Genomic DNA, 18316 nt, shown 5'->3' on the forward strand with positions numbered 1-18316 from the left:
GAAATGTATTATATTTAAATACAGCAGCTACTTCAATCAAATAATTTTCACTATATAAACTGCGTGCGTATGAATGAGGACTTTCTCCGTTTACCCGTTGGTCCTGTAGCTTTAAAGATGGGCGTTTCCGTTGGTATAGGCATGTTGATTGGTCTGGAGCGGGAATGGTCTAATAAAGATATCGGCATTCGTACTTTTGCGGTCATTGCATTAATGGGGATGCTGGCCTCCGTGCTGGGGCCCAATTTCGTCATAGCTGCGCTGGTGGGCGTATTGGTGTTGATTGTAATTACTAACACGCGGAGTATGCTAGTAAACCGCACACTGGAGATCACTACTTCCACGGTATTGATCCTGAATTATATACTGGGCGTGTTGGTAGGATTGGGGCATATCTTTACGCCGGTGGCAGGCGCTATTATCACTACCATGTTACTGGCGTGGAAAACAGAGTTGAACAAATTTGCAGGCGGACTTAAACCTTCAGAGATTCGAAGCGCTATTCTGTTGGGACTGATAGGCTTCGTCATTTACCCGCTGCTTCCCAATAAATATATTGATCCCTGGGAATTACTGAACCTCAGCGATGCCTGGATTTCAGTGATTGCTATTGCCGGTATCGGATTTGTGAACTATGTGTTGCTGCGAGCATTCAGTACGCAGGGGCTCTATTTGGGCGCCGTTTTCGGAGGATTGGTGAACAGTAGCGCTACGGTGGCGGAGTTAAGCGATCGTGCGCAGAGCTCGGGGATGAAATCCAGTATTTCTATCTTATGTCTGCTGACCACTATTGCTATGTTTGTCAGAAACCTGGTGCTGGCCACTTTCTTTTCTCCTGATACCCTTGCCGCCACTTTATTACCCTTGCTGGCTATGTCTGGTGTAGCTGGGTTTTGGATCTGGAAAGATCTGCGTAAAAACCATGTAACACCTGCTGCTGCAATGCCGCCAGCGCTGAATCTCAGTTCGCCGGTCTCGGTGCCTAAAGTAGCCCGTTTTGCCTTACTTTTTATACTTATACAGGTAGGAGGTACTTTGCTGACGCGACTCCTAGGAAGCTATGGTATATTGGCTACAGGCGTTTTCGGGGGCTTGGTGAGCAGTGCCAGTACCACCGCAGCAGCGGCCACTATGGCGATGCATGGTAAAATAACCCCTTCGCTGGCTGGTAGTGCTATTGTGCTCACTTCCCTATCCAGTGCGGCTATTAACCTACCCATCGTATGGAGAACCATTCATGATAAAACAATGGTCAAAAGACTCACCATAGAAATGGTCAGTATCTTGCTGGTGGGCGTCCTCGCCGTAGTGGCCGACCGTATATTTATGATTTCAGAGTTATTTGTAAACAAGTAATCCCATATGGGATTACTTGCTGATATTTGTTATAGTGATTGCACAGGAGCTGGTGATGGCCACGTCTCATTACATCCGCAATCCCAGTTTTTAGGCTTTTTGCCTTGCACTATCTTCGTGAGGGAATCGATTTCACGAATACTGTTCGCATTTCGACTGTCAGTCATCTCCATTTTAAGATCTTTCAGATCGAGCCCCTTAATAAATTCATTGATAGCGGCCTTGGTACTAAGTGCAGGGGAAATTGCCAACTCCAGTTTCTGTTTGGTAATAAATACTTGCTGCGCAAAGAGTAACTGATCTTTCTGCTCTCCGGTGGCGATGATCCAGGCTTTTTTATTGAGCATCATCGGAATTTTGCCATCCGCAGTATAGAACCCGTATTTATGTTTTTCGCCATCCAGTAATCCGCCTTCCGCGAACATCCGAATGTCAGGTATGATGATGAATACATGTAAGTTTTCTTTATAGTCACCGGAAATGGATACACGTAGTTCGCCATCAACAATGCCAGAAAGGTTTTTAAGGAGAATATCCACATTGTACCAGTCGAAAGAATCGATATTAAAGGAATAGTAAACGCTCTTATTGGTATTTGGAACGACAGTGTTTAGTGTTACAGGTACCATGGGAGCGGAATAGGTCCGATGCGCTGCTACAAATTCTCCATTTGATGCGATAAGTTCCTTTTCTTTGACCTTTAAAGCCGCGAATTCTTTAAAGTATTGCTTGCAACTATCTTTAGCCAGGCGTAACTTATTATGTGTTTCCGGGTCTTTTTCCTTGCCGTAGTTATCAATATATGCAATGATATCTTCTATATCGGCGTCACTTAAGTTGGGAAATAGCGTCATGGCCGTCTTATTGTATTCATTGAATAAGCAATTAGCTTCCCGATCGCCGCTTGCCAGTAATGCTGCATTGTTCCTTATGAAGTCAAACAACCATTTATGGTCGCGGACGGCTGTTACATACATTAATGCAGGACCTGTTACTCTCTTTTCAAGTGCATGACAGGGAGCGCAATTTTGTTGCATTATGTTCCGGGCGTTGGCGAAACGCTGTGTAACCTGTTCCATCGGCAAAGGTTGTGGATTGACCCAGTTGAGATTACCATTTTTATCCTTTTCTCCCTTATATAATTTCATTCCTTCCCGGATATAATCTGTAGGTATCGCTATTTTAATAGGCTGTACGATTTTGGCTGCCATGTTATCCGCCGGTCGGATATGAATCATGCCTCCACTACTCATAGGCTCTCCATTGCTCACCGTTAATAAGCCCGCACTGATCATATCACTGATCGTATAGGCTTCCGTGACCGCCAGCCGCAAGCTGCCGCCGGCGGTTTCAATAGCGTGGGCGGGGATCATTATATGAGCGCCTCGACTAGTATGCAAAACGGTATCAAGGTTGGTGTTGATCGTGAAATATTCCGTCGGTAGCGTATCTGGGGTGAAAACTGGCGTTCTTTCTATAGTCTGACAGGCAAAACAAGTGAAAATACAGAACAAAGCAACTACGTATAGCCGTAACATAGGGATAGATTTGATAATGAAGTAAAATTACGGCAGGGAGCGTTATAAGAGATGAATATTTTGTACTTAGTAAAATGACTGATAACGGTAACGGGTAAACTAAAAAGGGAACCGAAATTCCCTTTAGTAATGCTGGTACAAGTTCCTCAAAAATGAATAACTGACTTATCGATTCCATTTTCAACTAGAAAGCCATATGTTTTTATAATAATAAAAGACTTTTGTGTCCTTTATTATTATAAAAAAACTACTTGTTGAGGGAGAACTTTCCTTTGATCAATCCCAGATTGAATTTTCCGATAGGGGTGTGGTTCAGCATGGAGGTAATCTGGTTCCTCACCTTTTTGAAATCTTCATGGAGGGGACATGGATTGCTTTCGGAGCAGTCGGTGAGGCCTAATCCGCATCCGGTAAAGATGGCATCGCCATCTACTGCGGTTACGATATCAGCAAGTGGACGATTGAGGGAGGCCGCATCAAAATAAAAGCCGCCACTAGGACCTTTTACAGATTGGATCAACCCTTCTTTGCGGAGTCGTTGCAGAATTTTTGCCAGGAATGGTTCAGGAGAATTGATTTGCTCGGCAATTTCTTTTATGCCCACCTTGTACCCTTCATGTGAACGCTGCGCGACATAAAACACCGCGCGCAATGCATATTCACAAGTTTTTGAAAAGATGGCCATATGATTACCTGAAAGTTTATTTACGACACAAATATATAGGCCGGGAGATAAAAGATAAAAATATCGTTTATTAATACTGGTAATTGCTGATATTGAATTGTATAAATACAGTATATGAAAATTATGTATTTAAAATCATTATTGGGATACGATAGATTTTATTAATTGCATAATTTCCTGATTTATCATAAATTAGACTATTCAATCGTCCGGCTACTACCGGATTTTTTTCCTGTCGGATGTTGCAGCATTCCGTTTTTTCCAGAAATAATCTTGCCAGCTTTAAACATAATGCTTAGTCCATTGTCTAACTATAAGTCTATAGATGATATACTGCATGATTCATTTAATGAAGGCACAACAGAAAGGAATAATTGGTAAGCCCTATTTATTTGGCGCCTGTTTTCTGATTATCTGCATTTTAGGATCCCGAACTACGTATAGCCAGGGGCGTGATACCGTATCCTCGCTGTCACTGAAGCAGTGCATTGACTATGCATTACAGCATCAGCCTGCCCTGCAGCAAACCATCATCCGAACAAATATTGCCAAAGCTACGAATGCTATTAACTTGTCGGGATGGTACCCTCAGGTGGGTGTTACGGCCAATTTGAATCACTATCTGCAACAGCCTACTACTTTATCTAGTATTAATGGTGTAGAAACCCCGATTAAAACCAGCGTTACCAATTCCTCTACGCCTGCTTTAGGCGTCACCCAAAACATATTTAATCCCAGTCTTATTTACGCTACCCGCATTGCGCCTCTCAATACAAAAGCGGCGCAACAAGCGGTGGATAGCAGCAAAATTGAACTGGTAGCCGATGTGAGCCTGTCGTTCTATACGCTGTTGCTCACACTACAGCAAATAGGTGTGCTGAAAGAAGATACGGCCAGGCTGGGCGAAAGCTTGCGTACCGCCTATCATCAGTATGTAGGCGGCATCGTGGATGAAACAGATTATGAACAAGCACAGATTACTTTAAACACTTCTCTGGGGCAGTTGGTACAAGCCCAGGAAAATGTATGGCCCCAATATGCTGCACTCAAGCAATTAATGGGCTTCCCACAGAATCAGCAATTCAATGTGGCGTACGACAGTACCTCCATGCTCAACGATATTGAAATTGATGTGTCGGAAGAACTGCAGTACGATAAACGTATAGAGATGAAACAACTCGCGACGCAGAAAGACATGCAACATGAACTGACACGGTATTACCAGCGAACGTCCATCTTCCCTACATTATCCGGATTTTTCAATTATAACGCGGCATTCCAGAATAATGTATTTACTCAACTATATAATGTTGCGTATCCTAACTCAATCGTGGGGCTGACTTTAAGTCTCCCTGTATTCACTGGATTTGCCCGCGTCCAGAATGCCCGCCGCTCGAGGTTTGTAGAACAAATACTGGACTGGAGCGAAACGAATCTCAAATCTACTATCTACTCCCAATACGCTACCGCATTGGCAAGTTACAGAGGTAATTTCTACAACATGCGCCAGATGAAAGATAACGTGACATTAGCCCGGCGTGTATACTTTGTAGTGGACCTACAATATAAACAAGGTATCGTGCCTTATCTGAATGTCATTACAGCGGAAACCAACCTGCGGACCGCCGAGCTGACATATCTCAATGCCCTGTTCCAGACCCTTTCCAGCAAAATTGACTGGCAGAAGGCCATGGGGGATATCAAGTATTAATATCATCTGTTAAAGTAAAATCCACTCTATGAATAGAGTATCACGATATGGCATTATTATTCTGAGCGCATCCGGTTTTGTTGCCTGTCAGCAGAAACCGCCTGCGTCCAATCCCCCTACGCCGGTCAACCTATACACTGTGCAAAGTCAGGTAGTCCGGTATTACGATAAATATCCTTCTACCGTACAAGCCCTGAACCAGGTGAATATTATTCCTTCTGCTATCCAGGGTTATGTGACGGCTATTGCCGCTCCTGATGGCAGCGATGTACACAAAGGACAATTACTATACGAAATAGATAAACGAATTTACAAGGCAGCATACGACCAGGCAGTGGCAAACCTTAAAGTCGCCCAGGCAAACCAGGTACAACAACAACAGGATGCCGACAGGTACATTTATCTAAATAAGAATAATGCCGTGGCCAAACAGTTGTATGACCACGCCATCATTGCCCTGGAAACAGCCAAAAGCCAAACCAAAGCAGCAGAAGAAACCGTTAAATCGGCCCAGACAAACCTGAACTTTGCCAGTATATACGCTCCCTTTGATGGTACCATCGGTATTAGCCAGGTGCGATTGGGAACTGTGGTAGTGGGCGGCACAACGATATTAAATACCATCTCCACCAACGACCCCATGGCGGTGGATTTCCTGGTAAATGAAAAACAGGTGCTGGATTTTGAACGCTATAAGGCAGATAGTAAAACAATGCCGGATTCGCTATTCACCTTGCTGCTGCCAGATAACTCTATGTATCCCTATCCTGGAAGGATTTCGGTGATCGACAGAGCCGTAGATTCGCAAACAGGTACTATCATAGTACGACTCGTATTCCCCAATGCAAAACATCTTCTAAAAGTGGGCATGAGCTGCGTGGTACGCGTACGCAATACGGAAACAACACCGCAAATGGTGGTGCCGGGAAAAGCTGTGATTGAACAAATGGGAGAGTACTTCCTCTATGTAGCCAAAGATACGGTGATCGCACATAAAGGGACTAATGGGCCTGCATCTGCACAGGAAGAAGAAAATGCGAATAAGCCCCGCTTACACGCTATCCAGAAGAAAGTGAAACTGGGACAAACAATAGGCGCCAATGTTATTGTATTATCCGGTGTAGAAGATGGAGAGCGTATAGTCGTAGACGGTATACAGTCTATTCATGATGGCTCCGCCATTTCTCTTGCAGGGAAAAAGCCAGGAGCTGATTCTACTAAAACGAAATAAATATTCGGCATAAAGACCCAGGCAGCGCATGATTGCAAATACATTCATTAAAAGGCCGGTAACAGCAATAGTTGTATCCATTTTATTGGTACTGACAGGTAGTGTCTGTATCCTTAATCTGCCTGTGGATCAATATCCCGATATCACTCCGCCCGTTGTCCAAATCAATGCTCAATATATCGGGGCGGATGCGCAGACCGTAGAACAGACAGTCGCCACTCCTATAGAGCAACAGGTGAATGGTACTCCCGGTATGGAATACATGCAGAGTAACAGCTCCAATAACGGCAACATGCAAGCCACTGTTACCTATAGCATAGGTACCAATATTGATATCGCTACACTGGATGTACAGAACCGCGTTAGTATTGCCTCCCCGCTGGTACCTAGTGCAGCTACGCGACTGGGACTGACCGTGCGCGCCGTGAATCCCAGCATGCTGATGATGGTGGCCATCTACTCTCCTAAAGGAACACACGATATTACCTTTCTGGATAACTACACTAATATTTTCATACAAGATGCCTTGTTACGTGTGCCAGGTGTAGGTACCATCAATAGTTTCGCCGATAACTTCAGTATGAGGGTCTGGATGAATCCGGAGAAAATGGCGTCTTACAGTATTACTCCCCAGGATATCATAAATGCACTGAACGCACAGAACGTGCAGGTAGCAGCCGGATCTGCCGGTGTGCCGCCCCAATCAAATGTGCAGACTTTCGAATTGGGCATTCTCGTAAACGGAAGACTCAGTAAAGTATCTGAGTTTGAAAATATTATTGTGAAGACGATACCCACTACTGGCGCACTGGTATACCTTAAAGATGTAGCGAGAGTGGAATTAGGTAAATTCAGTTTCTCCAGCAATTCCTTTGTGGATGGGCACCGGGCTTCTTACCTCCGTATCTATCAGGCCCCTGGCAGTAATGCCCTGAAAACGGCAGACGGCATTTATAAGGAGCTGGAAAACCTGAAACAGTTCTTCCCCTCTGATGTGGAATATAAGGTGCCCTTTGAATCTGTTACAGTAGTGAAGGTATCTATGAGCGATGTGGTGATTACCTTGCTGATGACATTAGCATTGGTGGCTATAGTAGTTTTCATCTTCCTGCAAAATTTCCGATCTACGCTCATTCCCGTGCTGGCAATCCCGGTTTCTATATTTGGTACCTTCTGCTTCTTTATACCACTGGGCTTTACCATCAATACCCTCACGATGTTCGGTTTTGTGCTGGCTATTGGGATTGTGGTAGACGACGCAATTATTGTGGTGGAAGCGGTACAGCATTATATGGATGAAAAGGGGATGTCGCCCAAAGAGGCCACCTATTACGCCATGAAAGATATATCCGCCCCCGTTATAGCCATCGCGCTTATTCTGGCGGCGGTGTTTGTGCCGGTTGGATTTATTCCCGGGATAGTAGGAAGGCTCTATCAGCAATTTGCGATTACCATTGCGATTTCTGTGATTATTTCGGCCTTTGTGGCATTGTCACTCACACCGGCACTTTGCACGTTGTTACTTCGCCCCAGCGATCCTGCGCGAAAAGAAAGGGGCGTCGCAAAGATGTTTACCCGGTTCAATAACTGGTTCGATCGACTTACAAAAAGTTATGTCCGTGGTGTAGATAAAAGCATCAAAAGATCTGCCGTCATCATTGTGTTACTCCTGATCATTTGTGGTGCGGCTTATTTCCTGTTTAATCATAAATCATCCGGCTTCATTCCTTCAGAAGATGACGGTAACTTATATGTGACCTTCCAGCTGCCACCGGCCGCTTCCACGGCCCGTTCCGTAGAAGTGATGAACCGCTTGATGAAAGTAGTGACAACAACACCAGGAGTAGCCCACTATGCGGCGCTCTCCGGTCTGAACGTGATCAATAATGCCTCCAACTCTAATAGTGGTACCATCTATCTGCAATTAAGTCCCTGGGATGAACGTACCAAAAAGAGTGAGAAAGTGCCGGGCATTATTGCCGTTTTGCGCAAAAGAATTGCGGATGCGGGTATCAACGATGCCAATGTGGAAGTCGTACAGCCGTCGCCGTTACCAGGCGTAGGCGCCACCGTTGGCTTCAGTATGCAGATAGAACAACGCAGTACAAACGACGATCTGCATGCATTTGAAACCGTGGTCAATAAGTTTATCACAGAGGCGAATAAGAACCCCGCCATATCAGGCGCTTACAGTTTTTATAATGCGCATACGCCGGGCTTCAGCGTTACGGTAGACAGAGAAAAATGCGAAAAACTGGGTGCGGATATCGGAGATGTTTTTACGACGATTCAGGCATTTATGGGCAGTATGTACATCAATGATTTTACGGTTTATAATCGTACGTTCCATGTGGTGGTACAGGCAGACACGGCCTATCGGAATGTAATATCTGATCTGAATAAATATTATGTCCGTAATTCCGCCGGACAAATGATCCCATTGGGAACATTGGTGAGTTATAAAACAGTAGAAACATCGCCGCTCATTTCCCATTTCAATATCTTCCGCTCTGCGGAAATAGATGGTACTTCCGGGGCAGGTTACAGTACCACAGAAACGATTGCTGCCTTGCAGGATGTGGCCAGGAAAGTATTGCCAGATGGCTATGCCTATGAGTTTTCAGGGTTAAGCCATGAGGAGATCAAGGCGGGGTCTACTACTATTTATATCTTCATCTTCTCCATCACGTTTGTATTCCTCTTCCTGTCGGCCTTATATGAGAGCTGGTCGGTACCGTTCTCTGTATTGCTGGCGGTGCCTATTGGCGTATTTGGGGCGATCTTCACTTTATGGCTGGTGCCTAGCATTACGAACAACGTATATGCGCAAATTGGTATGATCACGCTGATCGGATTGGCGGCGAAGAATGCTATCCTGATCGTGGAATTCGCAAAAGTGAGAGTAGACAGGGGAGAAGACCTGATACAATCCACGCTGGAGGCGGTAGGACTGCGTTTAAGACCTATCGTGATGACATCCATGGCCTTTATTTTAGGGGTATTACCATTGGTATTGGCTACCGGTGCAGGCGCGGTATCCCGCAGAACGATTGGTTTCACCGTACTGGGTGGTATGATTGCCGCATCCACTATTGCCATCTTTGTTGTCCCAGTATTGTTTGTAGCGATTACCCGGTTGTCATATGGTAAGAAGAAACTGGAATGGCTGAAAGCAAACCATGAAGGACTGATGGAAAAAGCGAAGAAAATTGAACAACAGGATATTGACCCGGAGCTGGAATTTGAAATAAAACGATCCAGGGATTTTAATAAACCAGACAGCGAATGATTGCCAGTACATTCATAAAAAGGCCGGTGACTGCTATCGTGATATCTATTGTACTCACGATTTCAGGGCTTATTTGCATGTACAACCTGCCGTTGGATCAGTTTCCCAAAATTACGCCTCCAGGGGTGAGTATATCAGCCACTTATACCGGAGCAGATGCGCAGACCGTGGAACAAACGGTGACCGTTCCCATTGAAGAGCAGGTAAACGGGGTACCGGGAATGATGTATATGCAGAGCACCAATACCCAGTCGGGATCTGCAAATATCAGTGTCACCTTTAATGTAGGTACTAACGTTAATATAGCTACGCTGAATGTGCAAAACAGGGTGGGACTGGCAGCGCCTATCTTACCTTCTGTGGTGAGTCAGCTTGGAGTAACGGTGCGTGCGCGCAACCCGGATCAGCTCATGAACCTGGCGATCTATTCTCCTAAAGGGACCCATGATATTACCTTCCTGGACAACTATACTTCTACTTTTATTGTGGATGCGCTGTTGCGTGTACCTGGCGTCGGGGATGTGCAGTCGCGCGGTAACCCCTTCAGTATGCGTATCTGGATGGACCCCAAGAAAATGGCTTCCTACGGATTAATGCCCGGCGATGTGATTACCGCTTTACAGCATCAGAATGTCTACATTGCTGCCGGCGCAGTGGGATCTCCACCGCAGCCCACTACTCAAACCAGGGAGTATACTCTGCTGGTGAATAGTATGCTGAGTAAGCCAGAGCAGTATGAGAAAGTGATAGTGAAAACGATTCCTGCCACGGGAGAACTGGTTTACCTGAAAGATATAGCCCGGGTTTCGCTGGGGCAGTTTAGCTATGGTAATAAAGGTTTTGCAGACGGTAAGCAAGCTACTACAGTAATGGTGTATCAATCGCCCACCAGTAACGCATTGCAGACTGCCGAAAACGTATATGCCACGTTAGCGCAACTGAAAAAATCGTTTCCGCCGGATGTAGACTATGCCATCCCTTTTGAGAACGTAACCATTATCCAGGTATCCATCCAGGAAGTGGTTAAAACGCTTTTTGAAGCATTAGGGCTGGTGGTACTGGTGGTATTCCTGTTTTTACAAAACTGGCGCTCCGCCATCATTCCTATCATTGCCATACCGGTATCTATCATCAGTACCTTCATCTTGTTTATCCCGCTGGGCTTTACCATTAATACGCTTACCCTGTTTGGGTTTGTGTTGGCCATTGGGATTGTGGTGGACGACGCCATTATTGTGGTGGAAGCGGTACAGCATTTCATCGATAAAGAGGGTATGTCGCCCAAAGAGGCCACCTACCGCGCCATGAAGGAGATATCTGCACCAGTAGTGGCCATCGCGTTGATTCTGGCCTCCGTATTTGTACCAGTAGGGTTTATTCCGGGAATTACAGGAAAGCTCTATCAGCAATTTGCGATTACCATCGCGATATCAGTGGTATTATCTGCATTTACTGCTTTATCACTGACGCCAGCACTGTGTACCTTATTACTCCGTCCTTCTCATGTGGATGATAAATCCAAAGGTGTAAAGAAGTTCTTCTTCCGTTTTAACAGTTGGTTTGATCGCATCACGCTCCGGTATTCTGATGGGGTGAAAAAATGTATCAAACATTCCGTATTGGTTGTGCTGACGTTGGCTGCCATTTGTGTGGCCGCTATTTTCCTTTTCAAACAGAAGCCTTCCGGCTTCATTCCCTCCGAAGACGGAGGAAGGGTGCTAATGGGCATTCAGCTACCGGAAGGTACGTCTACTATTCAGACAGAGGCCGTGTTGGAGAAAGTGATGAAGATTGTGGCAGAAACGCCTGGCGTGCTGCATTACAATGCGATCTCAGGAATGAACGTATTGAGTGGAGGCGCTACTTCCAATGGGGCCAGCATCTTCTGTATGTTGAAACCCTGGGATGAACGTACCACACCGGAAACGCAGATTCCTGGTATCATGGGAGTTATCAAAAAACGTATAGCCGCTGCCGGTATCAAGAATGCGAGTATCACCGTGAATGCCTCTCCCGCCATCAGGGGATTGGGTACAGCGGCAGGTTTCAGCATGCAGGTGGAGCAAGGAAATACCAACGATGATATCCATGCTTTTGAGACGGTGATGAATAAATTTGTGGCGGCGCTGAAAAAGGAACCTGCCACGTCTACAGCCTATTGCAATTACTCGGCGCATACGCCGGCATTTGAGTTGTCGCTCGACAGAGAGAAATGCCAGAAGCTGGGTGTGAACGTAGCAGATGTGTTCAGTACCTTACAAGGTTTTATGGGAAGCCGACTGGTAGGCAACTTCACGCTGTATAACCGTACCTACAGAGCTATCGTGCAGGCGGATACCAGCACCCGCGCCCTTATCGGCGATTTGGAGAAATACTATGTACGCAATTCAGCAGGAGAAATGCTGCCATTGAGTACGCTGGTTAACTATAAGCCTATTTCCACAGCGCCCCTGATTACGCATTTCAACATCTTCCGTTCTGCGGAGGTGGATGGCTCTACGCCGGCAGGATATAGTACCGGTCAGGGTTTAGAGACTTTAAAAGAAGTGGCAGCGAGGGTTTTACCACGGGGATACACCTACGAATTTTCGGGATTGAGTTACCAGGAGATACAGGCAGGGTCTATGACAATCTATATCTTCCTGTTCTCCATCATCTTCGTATTCCTTTTCCTGGCGGCATTGTACGAAAGCTGGTCGGTTCCGTTATCCGTGATGCTGGCGGTTCCTATCAGTGCATTTGGGGCCATTTTTGCGTTGACCACCATGCCTGCCTTATCCAATAACGTATATGCGCAGATAGGATTGATTACGTTGATTGGATTGTCTGCCAAGAATGCCATATTGATCGTGGAATTTGCCAAAGTACGCGTGGATCGTGGGGAAGACCTGATTCAATCTACTATTGAGGCGGTACGACTCCGTTTGCGTCCCATTATCATGACTTCGCTGGCCTTTATACTTGGCGTAATGCCGATGGTACTGGCAACTGGCGCCGGCGCGCAATCGCGTAAGACGATTGGCGTAACCGTACAGGGTGGAATGGTGGCGTCTTCCTGTATTGCTATCTTCATTGTACCAGTATTATTTGTAATATTTACCCGGTTGAGCTATGGCAAAAAGAAACTGGCCTGGCTGAAAGCGAATCACGAACTCCTCATGGAAAAGGAACGCAAAGTAGAATCCCTCAGTATAGATCCGGAGTTGGAATATGATATTGCGCAGGCAAGAGAAGAGAAAGGAGAGCAGAAGGACCCATTGCCATAAGGAGGTTGAATAATCGATATGACGAATTTGTCTATATCGAATTGCGGATGAAGTTAATGGCCGCTGGAACTGTTGTTCAGTAAGGATTTGCAATATGCGGTTCGAGCGCTGTGCTCTCCACGATGGATACATTTTTAAAAATGGCGAGCATCTCATATGTCCAGCTAGACAAAAGATTCACCACAAAGCCGGTGATAATCGATAGTATATCCATGCATTTAAGTTATTGAAAATATTTGAATTATCATGGGCGCTCGTCCAGGCAGAACCGTGTCTCCCTAAATTACCTTCTACTTATTCCTCCCTTTAAAAATAGTTACCTTTAGTTGTCCCCTCCGGCAATATTCATTCGTCATGAGGATGAATCTAAATTTAAAAGCAATGAAAGAGTTCGTATTAATTTTCCGACTGAATGACACCGAAAACGTAAAGCCCTCTCCTGAACAAATGCAGGAAAGAATGAACTGGCTGGCTGGTATTGCCGCCCAAAACAAACTGGCCGATCAGGGTAATACCTTGTCTGTTACCAATGGCAGAACCGTTAAGCCGGGCAATATTGTTACCGATGGGCCTTACACTGAAATTAAAGAGTTCATCAGTGGCTATATTGTGGTGAAAACAGATACTATCGAAGAGGCGGTGGAAATTGCTAAAGCTAATCCCATCTTCAAGCTGGGAGGGAATATTGAAGTGAGGGAAGTGGTAAAAAGGAGTTAAATAATGCAAGATAATTCCGCTGCATACCCGGAACTGTTGCCTCACCTTTTCAGGTTGGAGTATACCAAAATGACGGCAGTATTATGTCGTCATTTTGGCTTGCAGCATATGGAAATTGCAGAAGATATTGCCAGCGAGACCTTCCTGAAAGCAATGGAATCATGGGGTATAAACGGAGTTCCGGAGAATCCTGCTGCATGGCTGTATACGGTTGCGAAGAACAAAACGAAAGACTATCTGCGGCGGGAACAACTCTTCGAAAAAAAGATCAAAGGCGCCATAAAAACGCCGGGGACCCAGGAAGCAGCAGCCGTAGGGTTTACGCCCCAGATCATCCAGGATAGCCAGCTAGCGATGATCTTCGCCGTATGCAATCCCAGTAATCCTCCGGAAGCACAGATATGTCTGGCGCTTCAGATCCTTTGTGGATTCAGTGTCGCGGAAATAGCAGCCGCTTTCCTGGCTAAAACGGAGACCATTAAGAAAAGACTACTAAGAGCGCGGGAGAAATTACGACAGGATCAGTTCCAGATCACGGTATTGCAAGAAAAAGCAATTGCAGAAAGATTACCTACTGTACTGCGGACTATCTACCTGTTGTTCAATGAAGGGTATTTTTCGGCCTCCGGGAGTCAGTTGATTCGTAAAGATCTTTGTTCAGAAGCATTGCGTCTGGCGTTGATCCTCACAGATAATAAATTGACGAATACCACGGAAACCAATGCGCTACTGGCTTTGATGTGTTATCAAAGCTCGCGGCTGGAAGCGCGGGAGAATGAAGCCGGAGAGAGCATCCTGTTTGAGCAGCAAGACCGAGACCTTTGGAGCCAGGAGCTCATTGATAAAGGAAATCAATATCTCGTGAATGCCTGTACTGGAGACGCAGTGTCCAAGTATCATCTGGAAGCGGGTATTGCCTATTGGCATACGACTTCCGCTACAAAGAAATGGGAACATATACTACAACTGTACAACCAGCTCATACTGTTGGAATATTCTCCCATGACCGCTTTAAACCGAACTTTTGCCTATGCGCAGGTATATGGCAATGAACAGGGAATTGCGGAAGCAGAAAAATTACAACTTACGGCAAATAGCAGCTATCATGCGTTGCTGGCTTATCTCTGGACAACCATCGATACTGAAAAAGCAATGGGTTATTATCAGCAGGCGATACATCTCACCACATCTGCCACAGAAAAGAAAACCCTGCAAAGAGCGTTGGATAAGCTTTCCCTGAAATAAAAAAGCGTTCACCTATGAGATGAACGCTGGTATTTTTTATTCTTCGGTATCAGGTGTTTCTTCCAAGTCCTTATCTGTACCGCGTTTTAATTTTACGATTGGTTTGCTTTGGGTACCTGTAACGTTGAATGGTATCCCAAAAATACCGAATGGCGGTAGCCCCAGTCGGCCTTTCATATTCAGTCGGCCATCCAGACTAACTTGTCCTTCAAATCGCGGGCGGAAGCCGGCTATACGAAGTTTCGTTCTCTCGATAGTGATGATATTATTGTTGATGGTAGTTTTGATTTCCACTTTGGAAAGATCCGGATCTTTGACTTCGGATTTGCCGGTAGACTGACTAACTGCATTCAACATTTTGAAGCCTTTCAGTTTTATTTTCTTGACAGACAGTACACCACCTCCTTTTAGAGAAGGGTATATCGGGTTCATGTTGCCATCCAGTTTACCGCTGAGTTGGTAGTCCAGTCCTACAATACCGCTGGCGCTGCCTGCGGAACTGGCGATATCATGGAAGATTTTAATTTCATTATAGGCTCTTTTGATATCGAATTCATTGGCGGTAATGTGGTAGTTGAATGCAGCCCGTTGTGGCTGTATACAAGTGTAGGTGGCATCCATTTCCACCGGTGCGCCGATGATTTTAAAACCTGTTTTGTTGAGGGCAACTTTTCCGCTGTCGAGTAAGAGTTGTCCGTGGAAACTATCGATATTCATGCCTTTGAACTGAATTTTGGCGGCGGCCGCATTCAGAGTGAGCGCCAGGTTGGTGGGTAGCATAATGACCCCGGAAGGCGTTGAGGATGCCTTAGACGTAGCGGTGGTAGTGGTGCTGGCGCTGGTCATTAGTTCATCCGCCAGTACATAATTGCTTTTGAAATCGAATGTGCCATGGAGGATGGAATTCTTTTGTGTGAGATAGCCAATCACGTTACTTAGGAAGCCATTCATGGTTAATTTAGATTTCCCGTAGGTAGCTACAAAAGTATCAAACCACATCTTATCCTGGTCGAACCGGAAAAGGCCATTATTGATATAGAAGGGCAGGGGGAACATATCTGTGTTGAGCACGATGTCTCTCACGATCATGGTTCCTTTATTGTTTAATTTATTATACCGGCCTGCAGTCGCATCCGCCTGGGTGCCGCTGAGTGCCAGGTTGGTTTTGATGAATCCTTTCAGGTCATAGCCTTGTATAGCAAATACTTTATAGATAGCGCCCAGATTGATAGTACCATTGGAGGTTACATTATACCGGATGTTATCGAAGTTATTCAGGTCGGCTTTGAGGACAAATGGTTGTCCTTCGAACTCAAATGCAACAGGTTTCAGGTCTACGTTCATGGAGCGCATAGTACCGGTAGTGTTACTAACGGTGGCGTCTATATTAATTTTCTGAATAGGATGCGGGTAGTACTTCGTTTGCAAGGTGCCATCGTTCATGGTCAGTTTGGCTGTAGTAACCGGGAATAAGCGTTTGGCGGGGATGTAGCTACCTTTGGTATTGATATCCATGTGCAGTGCGCCGGTGACATCCAGACTATCCATCGGATAGAATTGTTTGATATCTGCCAGTTGGAGAACGGCAGCCAGTTGTCCGTCTATTACAGGAGCCTGGGCATTGGCAAACTTAAAGTACCCTTTGATATAATTGCTTAACAGGTTCGCATTGATATTTTCAATGTTGAAGTGCGTGTGTGCGTAGTTGTTATCCGGGCAGTTGGCTTCAACCTGGAAGCTGATATTTTTAAGTCCTTCTGGTAATGCGGCGAGTTTAAAGAAGCCGTCTTTAAAGTTGGCCTGTAGATTAAAGGCAGGAATACTGCTGATCACCGTATCCGGATGATGGTCTTTGCCACGGTTAACGACAGTGGTAGCATACGGACCGTCGGCCAGCAGGTGTGCCTGTAAACGGCCTTTGAGGTCGAAAGACTGCCAGCCCATTGCTTTACTCCATTTTTCCAGGTCAATGTCGGTATTCAATTTTACATGGATATCCGGCGTTTTCAGACCTTTGATTTTTATTATGGAGCTAAAATAATCTTTGTCGATATTAAAGTAGATCGAGTCTACATTTACATATAAACTATCTGTATTTAACTGTGCGAGTTTCGATTGGAAATTGAGAAACAGATTTTTGATAGGCGCCGGGGCTTTAGCATTGCTGATCACGCCATCGCGTACCTGCATGTTGAACGTAAGGTCCGGCATGGTGTTGGTTTCTGCGATATATTCCCCGATCAGACTTGCATTCAGATCCGCAGTTCCTTCCATATTGGTATGCTGCATCCAGGTAAGATATTCTGGTGGCAATGCCCCGAAAATCGCGTGCAGACTTGATTCCATGGAACTTAAACGGAAATCCATCTTATAACCGTTTTTCATGAAGGCAAAAGCCCCTTTCAGTCTTACTGGCAGCTCATTGATCTTCAGGTCATTTCTTTCGAATACAAAATCCAGGGAATTGGTATTGATCTTCGTGATGAGTTCCCCATTGAGTTTCTTGGATAAGATATAGGAAGTTTTATCATATGTGAAATCCAGTGATCCGATATCAATTTTAGAGTAGAGATCGAAGATGGCTTTGCTGAGGTCTCCCTTACCCATATAATTTACTTCCTGGGCTTGAACGTACATGGGGAGCGACTGATCATCATAGATCAGGTGGCAATGTTCAATTTGTATCCTTTCAATCTTCATGGAGGCGCTGCCGCTATCGGATTTACTGGAAGTGGTAGTGGGGGCCGACTTATACACGTTATAGTTCGGATGGCCTGCGGAATCCACCATGATATGGATTTTTCCTTTGGTCAGATATATTTCGTCGATGGTGATGGCATCGGAGAAAACGCTTTTGAGGTTGACGCCTAGTGCAATTTCGTTGGCAGCGATGAGCGTATCTTGTTGGAAAGGCGCGCCGCCTTTCAGGCTGAAATCGTATAGTGTCAGCGTTAGAGAGGGGAAATGATTGAAGAAAGATAATCTTGCTTTCGAAAAATTCAGTTCACCTGTGATACTGTTATTGGCCCAGGTCTTGATTTTGTTGGCCACTGCGCCCGGGAATAAGATGGGGAGCAGAAACAACAACGCAATAATTGCGGCCAAAGATATTGAGGTTATTTTTAATGTTTTTAATGCAGCTTTTTTAATGAAGGCATTACGCATAGCAATCCGAGTATATATTAAATCGAAGCCAGCATATGCCCTATAGAAGAGGGTTTCAAATGACTGGCATTTTTATTATCGTTACGGTGCGAAGGTAATTCTTTTTTAAGTCT

General features: G+C 45.3%; 11 protein-coding genes. 7 read left to right on the top strand and 4 right to left on the bottom strand.

Translation table 11 applies throughout. The annotated features are described in order from the left end of the window. Positions 1–69 precede the first annotated feature (69 nt). Complete coding sequence (locus CLV59_RS20195) at positions 70–1356, top strand: MgtC/SapB family protein (RefSeq protein ID WP_111593895.1); 1287 nt, start codon at positions 70–72, stop codon at positions 1354–1356. A 29-nt stretch (positions 1357–1385) separates the two neighbouring features. On the opposite strand, the gene CLV59_RS20200 is transcribed toward CLV59_RS20195, so the two are convergent. Beyond that, entirely contained in the window at positions 1386–2894 is a 1509-nt protein-coding gene (locus tag CLV59_RS20200; protein ID WP_111593896.1) for a c-type cytochrome, read from the bottom strand. A gap of 247 nt (positions 2895–3141) precedes the next feature. Continuing rightward, positions 3142–3579 (bottom strand): RrF2 family transcriptional regulator, encoded by a 438-nt coding sequence (locus CLV59_RS20205; RefSeq protein ID WP_111593897.1) that lies wholly within the window; start codon positions 3577–3579, stop codon positions 3142–3144. Positions 3580–3916: 337 nt separating this feature from the next. Between CLV59_RS20205 and CLV59_RS20210 the strand changes: the two genes are divergently transcribed. Genes CLV59_RS20210 through CLV59_RS20225 form a run of 4 tightly spaced genes read left to right on the top strand, consistent with a single transcriptional unit; the run spans position 3917 to position 13076 of the window. Beyond that, positions 3917–5290, top strand: a complete 1374-nt coding sequence (locus CLV59_RS20210) for a TolC family protein (protein WP_170137834.1) — start codon at positions 3917–3919, stop codon at positions 5288–5290. 28 nt (positions 5291–5318) lie between these two features. Beyond that, positions 5319–6521: an efflux RND transporter periplasmic adaptor subunit gene (locus tag CLV59_RS20215; protein WP_111593899.1), complete on the top strand. Its 1203-nt coding sequence runs from the start codon at positions 5319–5321 to the stop codon at positions 6519–6521. A gap of 28 nt (positions 6522–6549) precedes the next feature. Next, entirely contained in the window at positions 6550–9810 is a 3261-nt protein-coding gene (locus CLV59_RS20220; RefSeq protein ID WP_111593900.1) for an efflux RND transporter permease subunit, read from the top strand. Further along, positions 9807–13076 carry an efflux RND transporter permease subunit gene (locus CLV59_RS20225; protein WP_111593901.1) on the top strand — a complete coding sequence of 1090 codons (3270 nt, stop codon included), beginning with the start codon at positions 9807–9809 and terminating at the stop codon, positions 13074–13076. The genes CLV59_RS20220 and CLV59_RS20225 overlap by 4 nt, the downstream gene beginning before the upstream one ends. A 76-nt stretch (positions 13077–13152) precedes the next feature. On the opposite strand, the gene CLV59_RS28980 is transcribed toward CLV59_RS20225, so the two are convergent. Continuing rightward, on the bottom strand, positions 13153–13290 hold the full coding sequence (locus CLV59_RS28980; protein WP_170137835.1) for a hypothetical protein: 138 nt from the start codon (positions 13288–13290) through the stop codon (positions 13153–13155). Positions 13291–13457: 167 nt separating this feature from the next. Between CLV59_RS28980 and CLV59_RS20230 the strand changes: the two genes are divergently transcribed. Continuing rightward, on the top strand, positions 13458–13793 hold the full coding sequence (locus CLV59_RS20230; protein WP_111593902.1) for a YciI family protein: 336 nt from the start codon (positions 13458–13460) through the stop codon (positions 13791–13793). Between the two features lie 3 nt (positions 13794–13796). Continuing rightward, positions 13797–15038 carry an RNA polymerase sigma factor gene (locus CLV59_RS20235; protein WP_211323991.1) on the top strand — a complete coding sequence of 414 codons (1242 nt, stop codon included), beginning with the start codon at positions 13797–13799 and terminating at the stop codon, positions 15036–15038. 36 nt (positions 15039–15074) lie between these two features. On the opposite strand, the gene CLV59_RS20240 is transcribed toward CLV59_RS20235, so the two are convergent. After that, positions 15075–18203 (bottom strand): AsmA family protein, encoded by a 3129-nt coding sequence (locus tag CLV59_RS20240; protein ID WP_111593903.1) that lies wholly within the window; start codon positions 18201–18203, stop codon positions 15075–15077. Positions 18204–18316 lie beyond the last annotated feature (113 nt).

Source organism: Chitinophaga dinghuensis (assembly GCF_003259435.1).
GTDB lineage: Bacteria > Bacteroidota > Bacteroidia > Chitinophagales > Chitinophagaceae > Chitinophaga > Chitinophaga dinghuensis.

What these genes read in the sequence shown, in the direction of transcription:
- CLV59_RS20195 (WP_111593895.1), top strand. Translation starts at nt 70, where the DNA reads ATGAATGAGGACTTTCTCCGTTTACCCGTTGGTCCTGTAGCTTTAAAG.
- CLV59_RS20200 (WP_111593896.1), bottom strand. Translation starts at nt 2,894, where the DNA reads ATGTTACGGCTATACGTAGTTGCTTTGTTCTGTATTTTCACTTGTTTT.
- CLV59_RS20205 (WP_111593897.1), bottom strand. Translation starts at nt 3,579, where the DNA reads ATGGCCATCTTTTCAAAAACTTGTGAATATGCATTGCGCGCGGTGTTT.
- CLV59_RS20210 (WP_170137834.1), top strand. Translation starts at nt 3,917, where the DNA reads ATGATTCATTTAATGAAGGCACAACAGAAAGGAATAATTGGTAAGCCC.
- CLV59_RS20215 (WP_111593899.1), top strand. Translation starts at nt 5,319, where the DNA reads ATGAATAGAGTATCACGATATGGCATTATTATTCTGAGCGCATCCGGT.
- CLV59_RS20220 (WP_111593900.1), top strand. Translation starts at nt 6,550, where the DNA reads ATGATTGCAAATACATTCATTAAAAGGCCGGTAACAGCAATAGTTGTA.
- CLV59_RS20225 (WP_111593901.1), top strand. Translation starts at nt 9,807, where the DNA reads ATGATTGCCAGTACATTCATAAAAAGGCCGGTGACTGCTATCGTGATA.
- CLV59_RS28980 (WP_170137835.1), bottom strand. Translation starts at nt 13,290, where the DNA reads ATGGATATACTATCGATTATCACCGGCTTTGTGGTGAATCTTTTGTCT.
- CLV59_RS20230 (WP_111593902.1), top strand. Translation starts at nt 13,458, where the DNA reads ATGAAAGAGTTCGTATTAATTTTCCGACTGAATGACACCGAAAACGTA.
- CLV59_RS20235 (WP_211323991.1), top strand. Translation starts at nt 13,797, where the DNA reads ATGCAAGATAATTCCGCTGCATACCCGGAACTGTTGCCTCACCTTTTC.
- CLV59_RS20240 (WP_111593903.1), bottom strand. Translation starts at nt 18,203, where the DNA reads ATGCGTAATGCCTTCATTAAAAAAGCTGCATTAAAAACATTAAAAATA.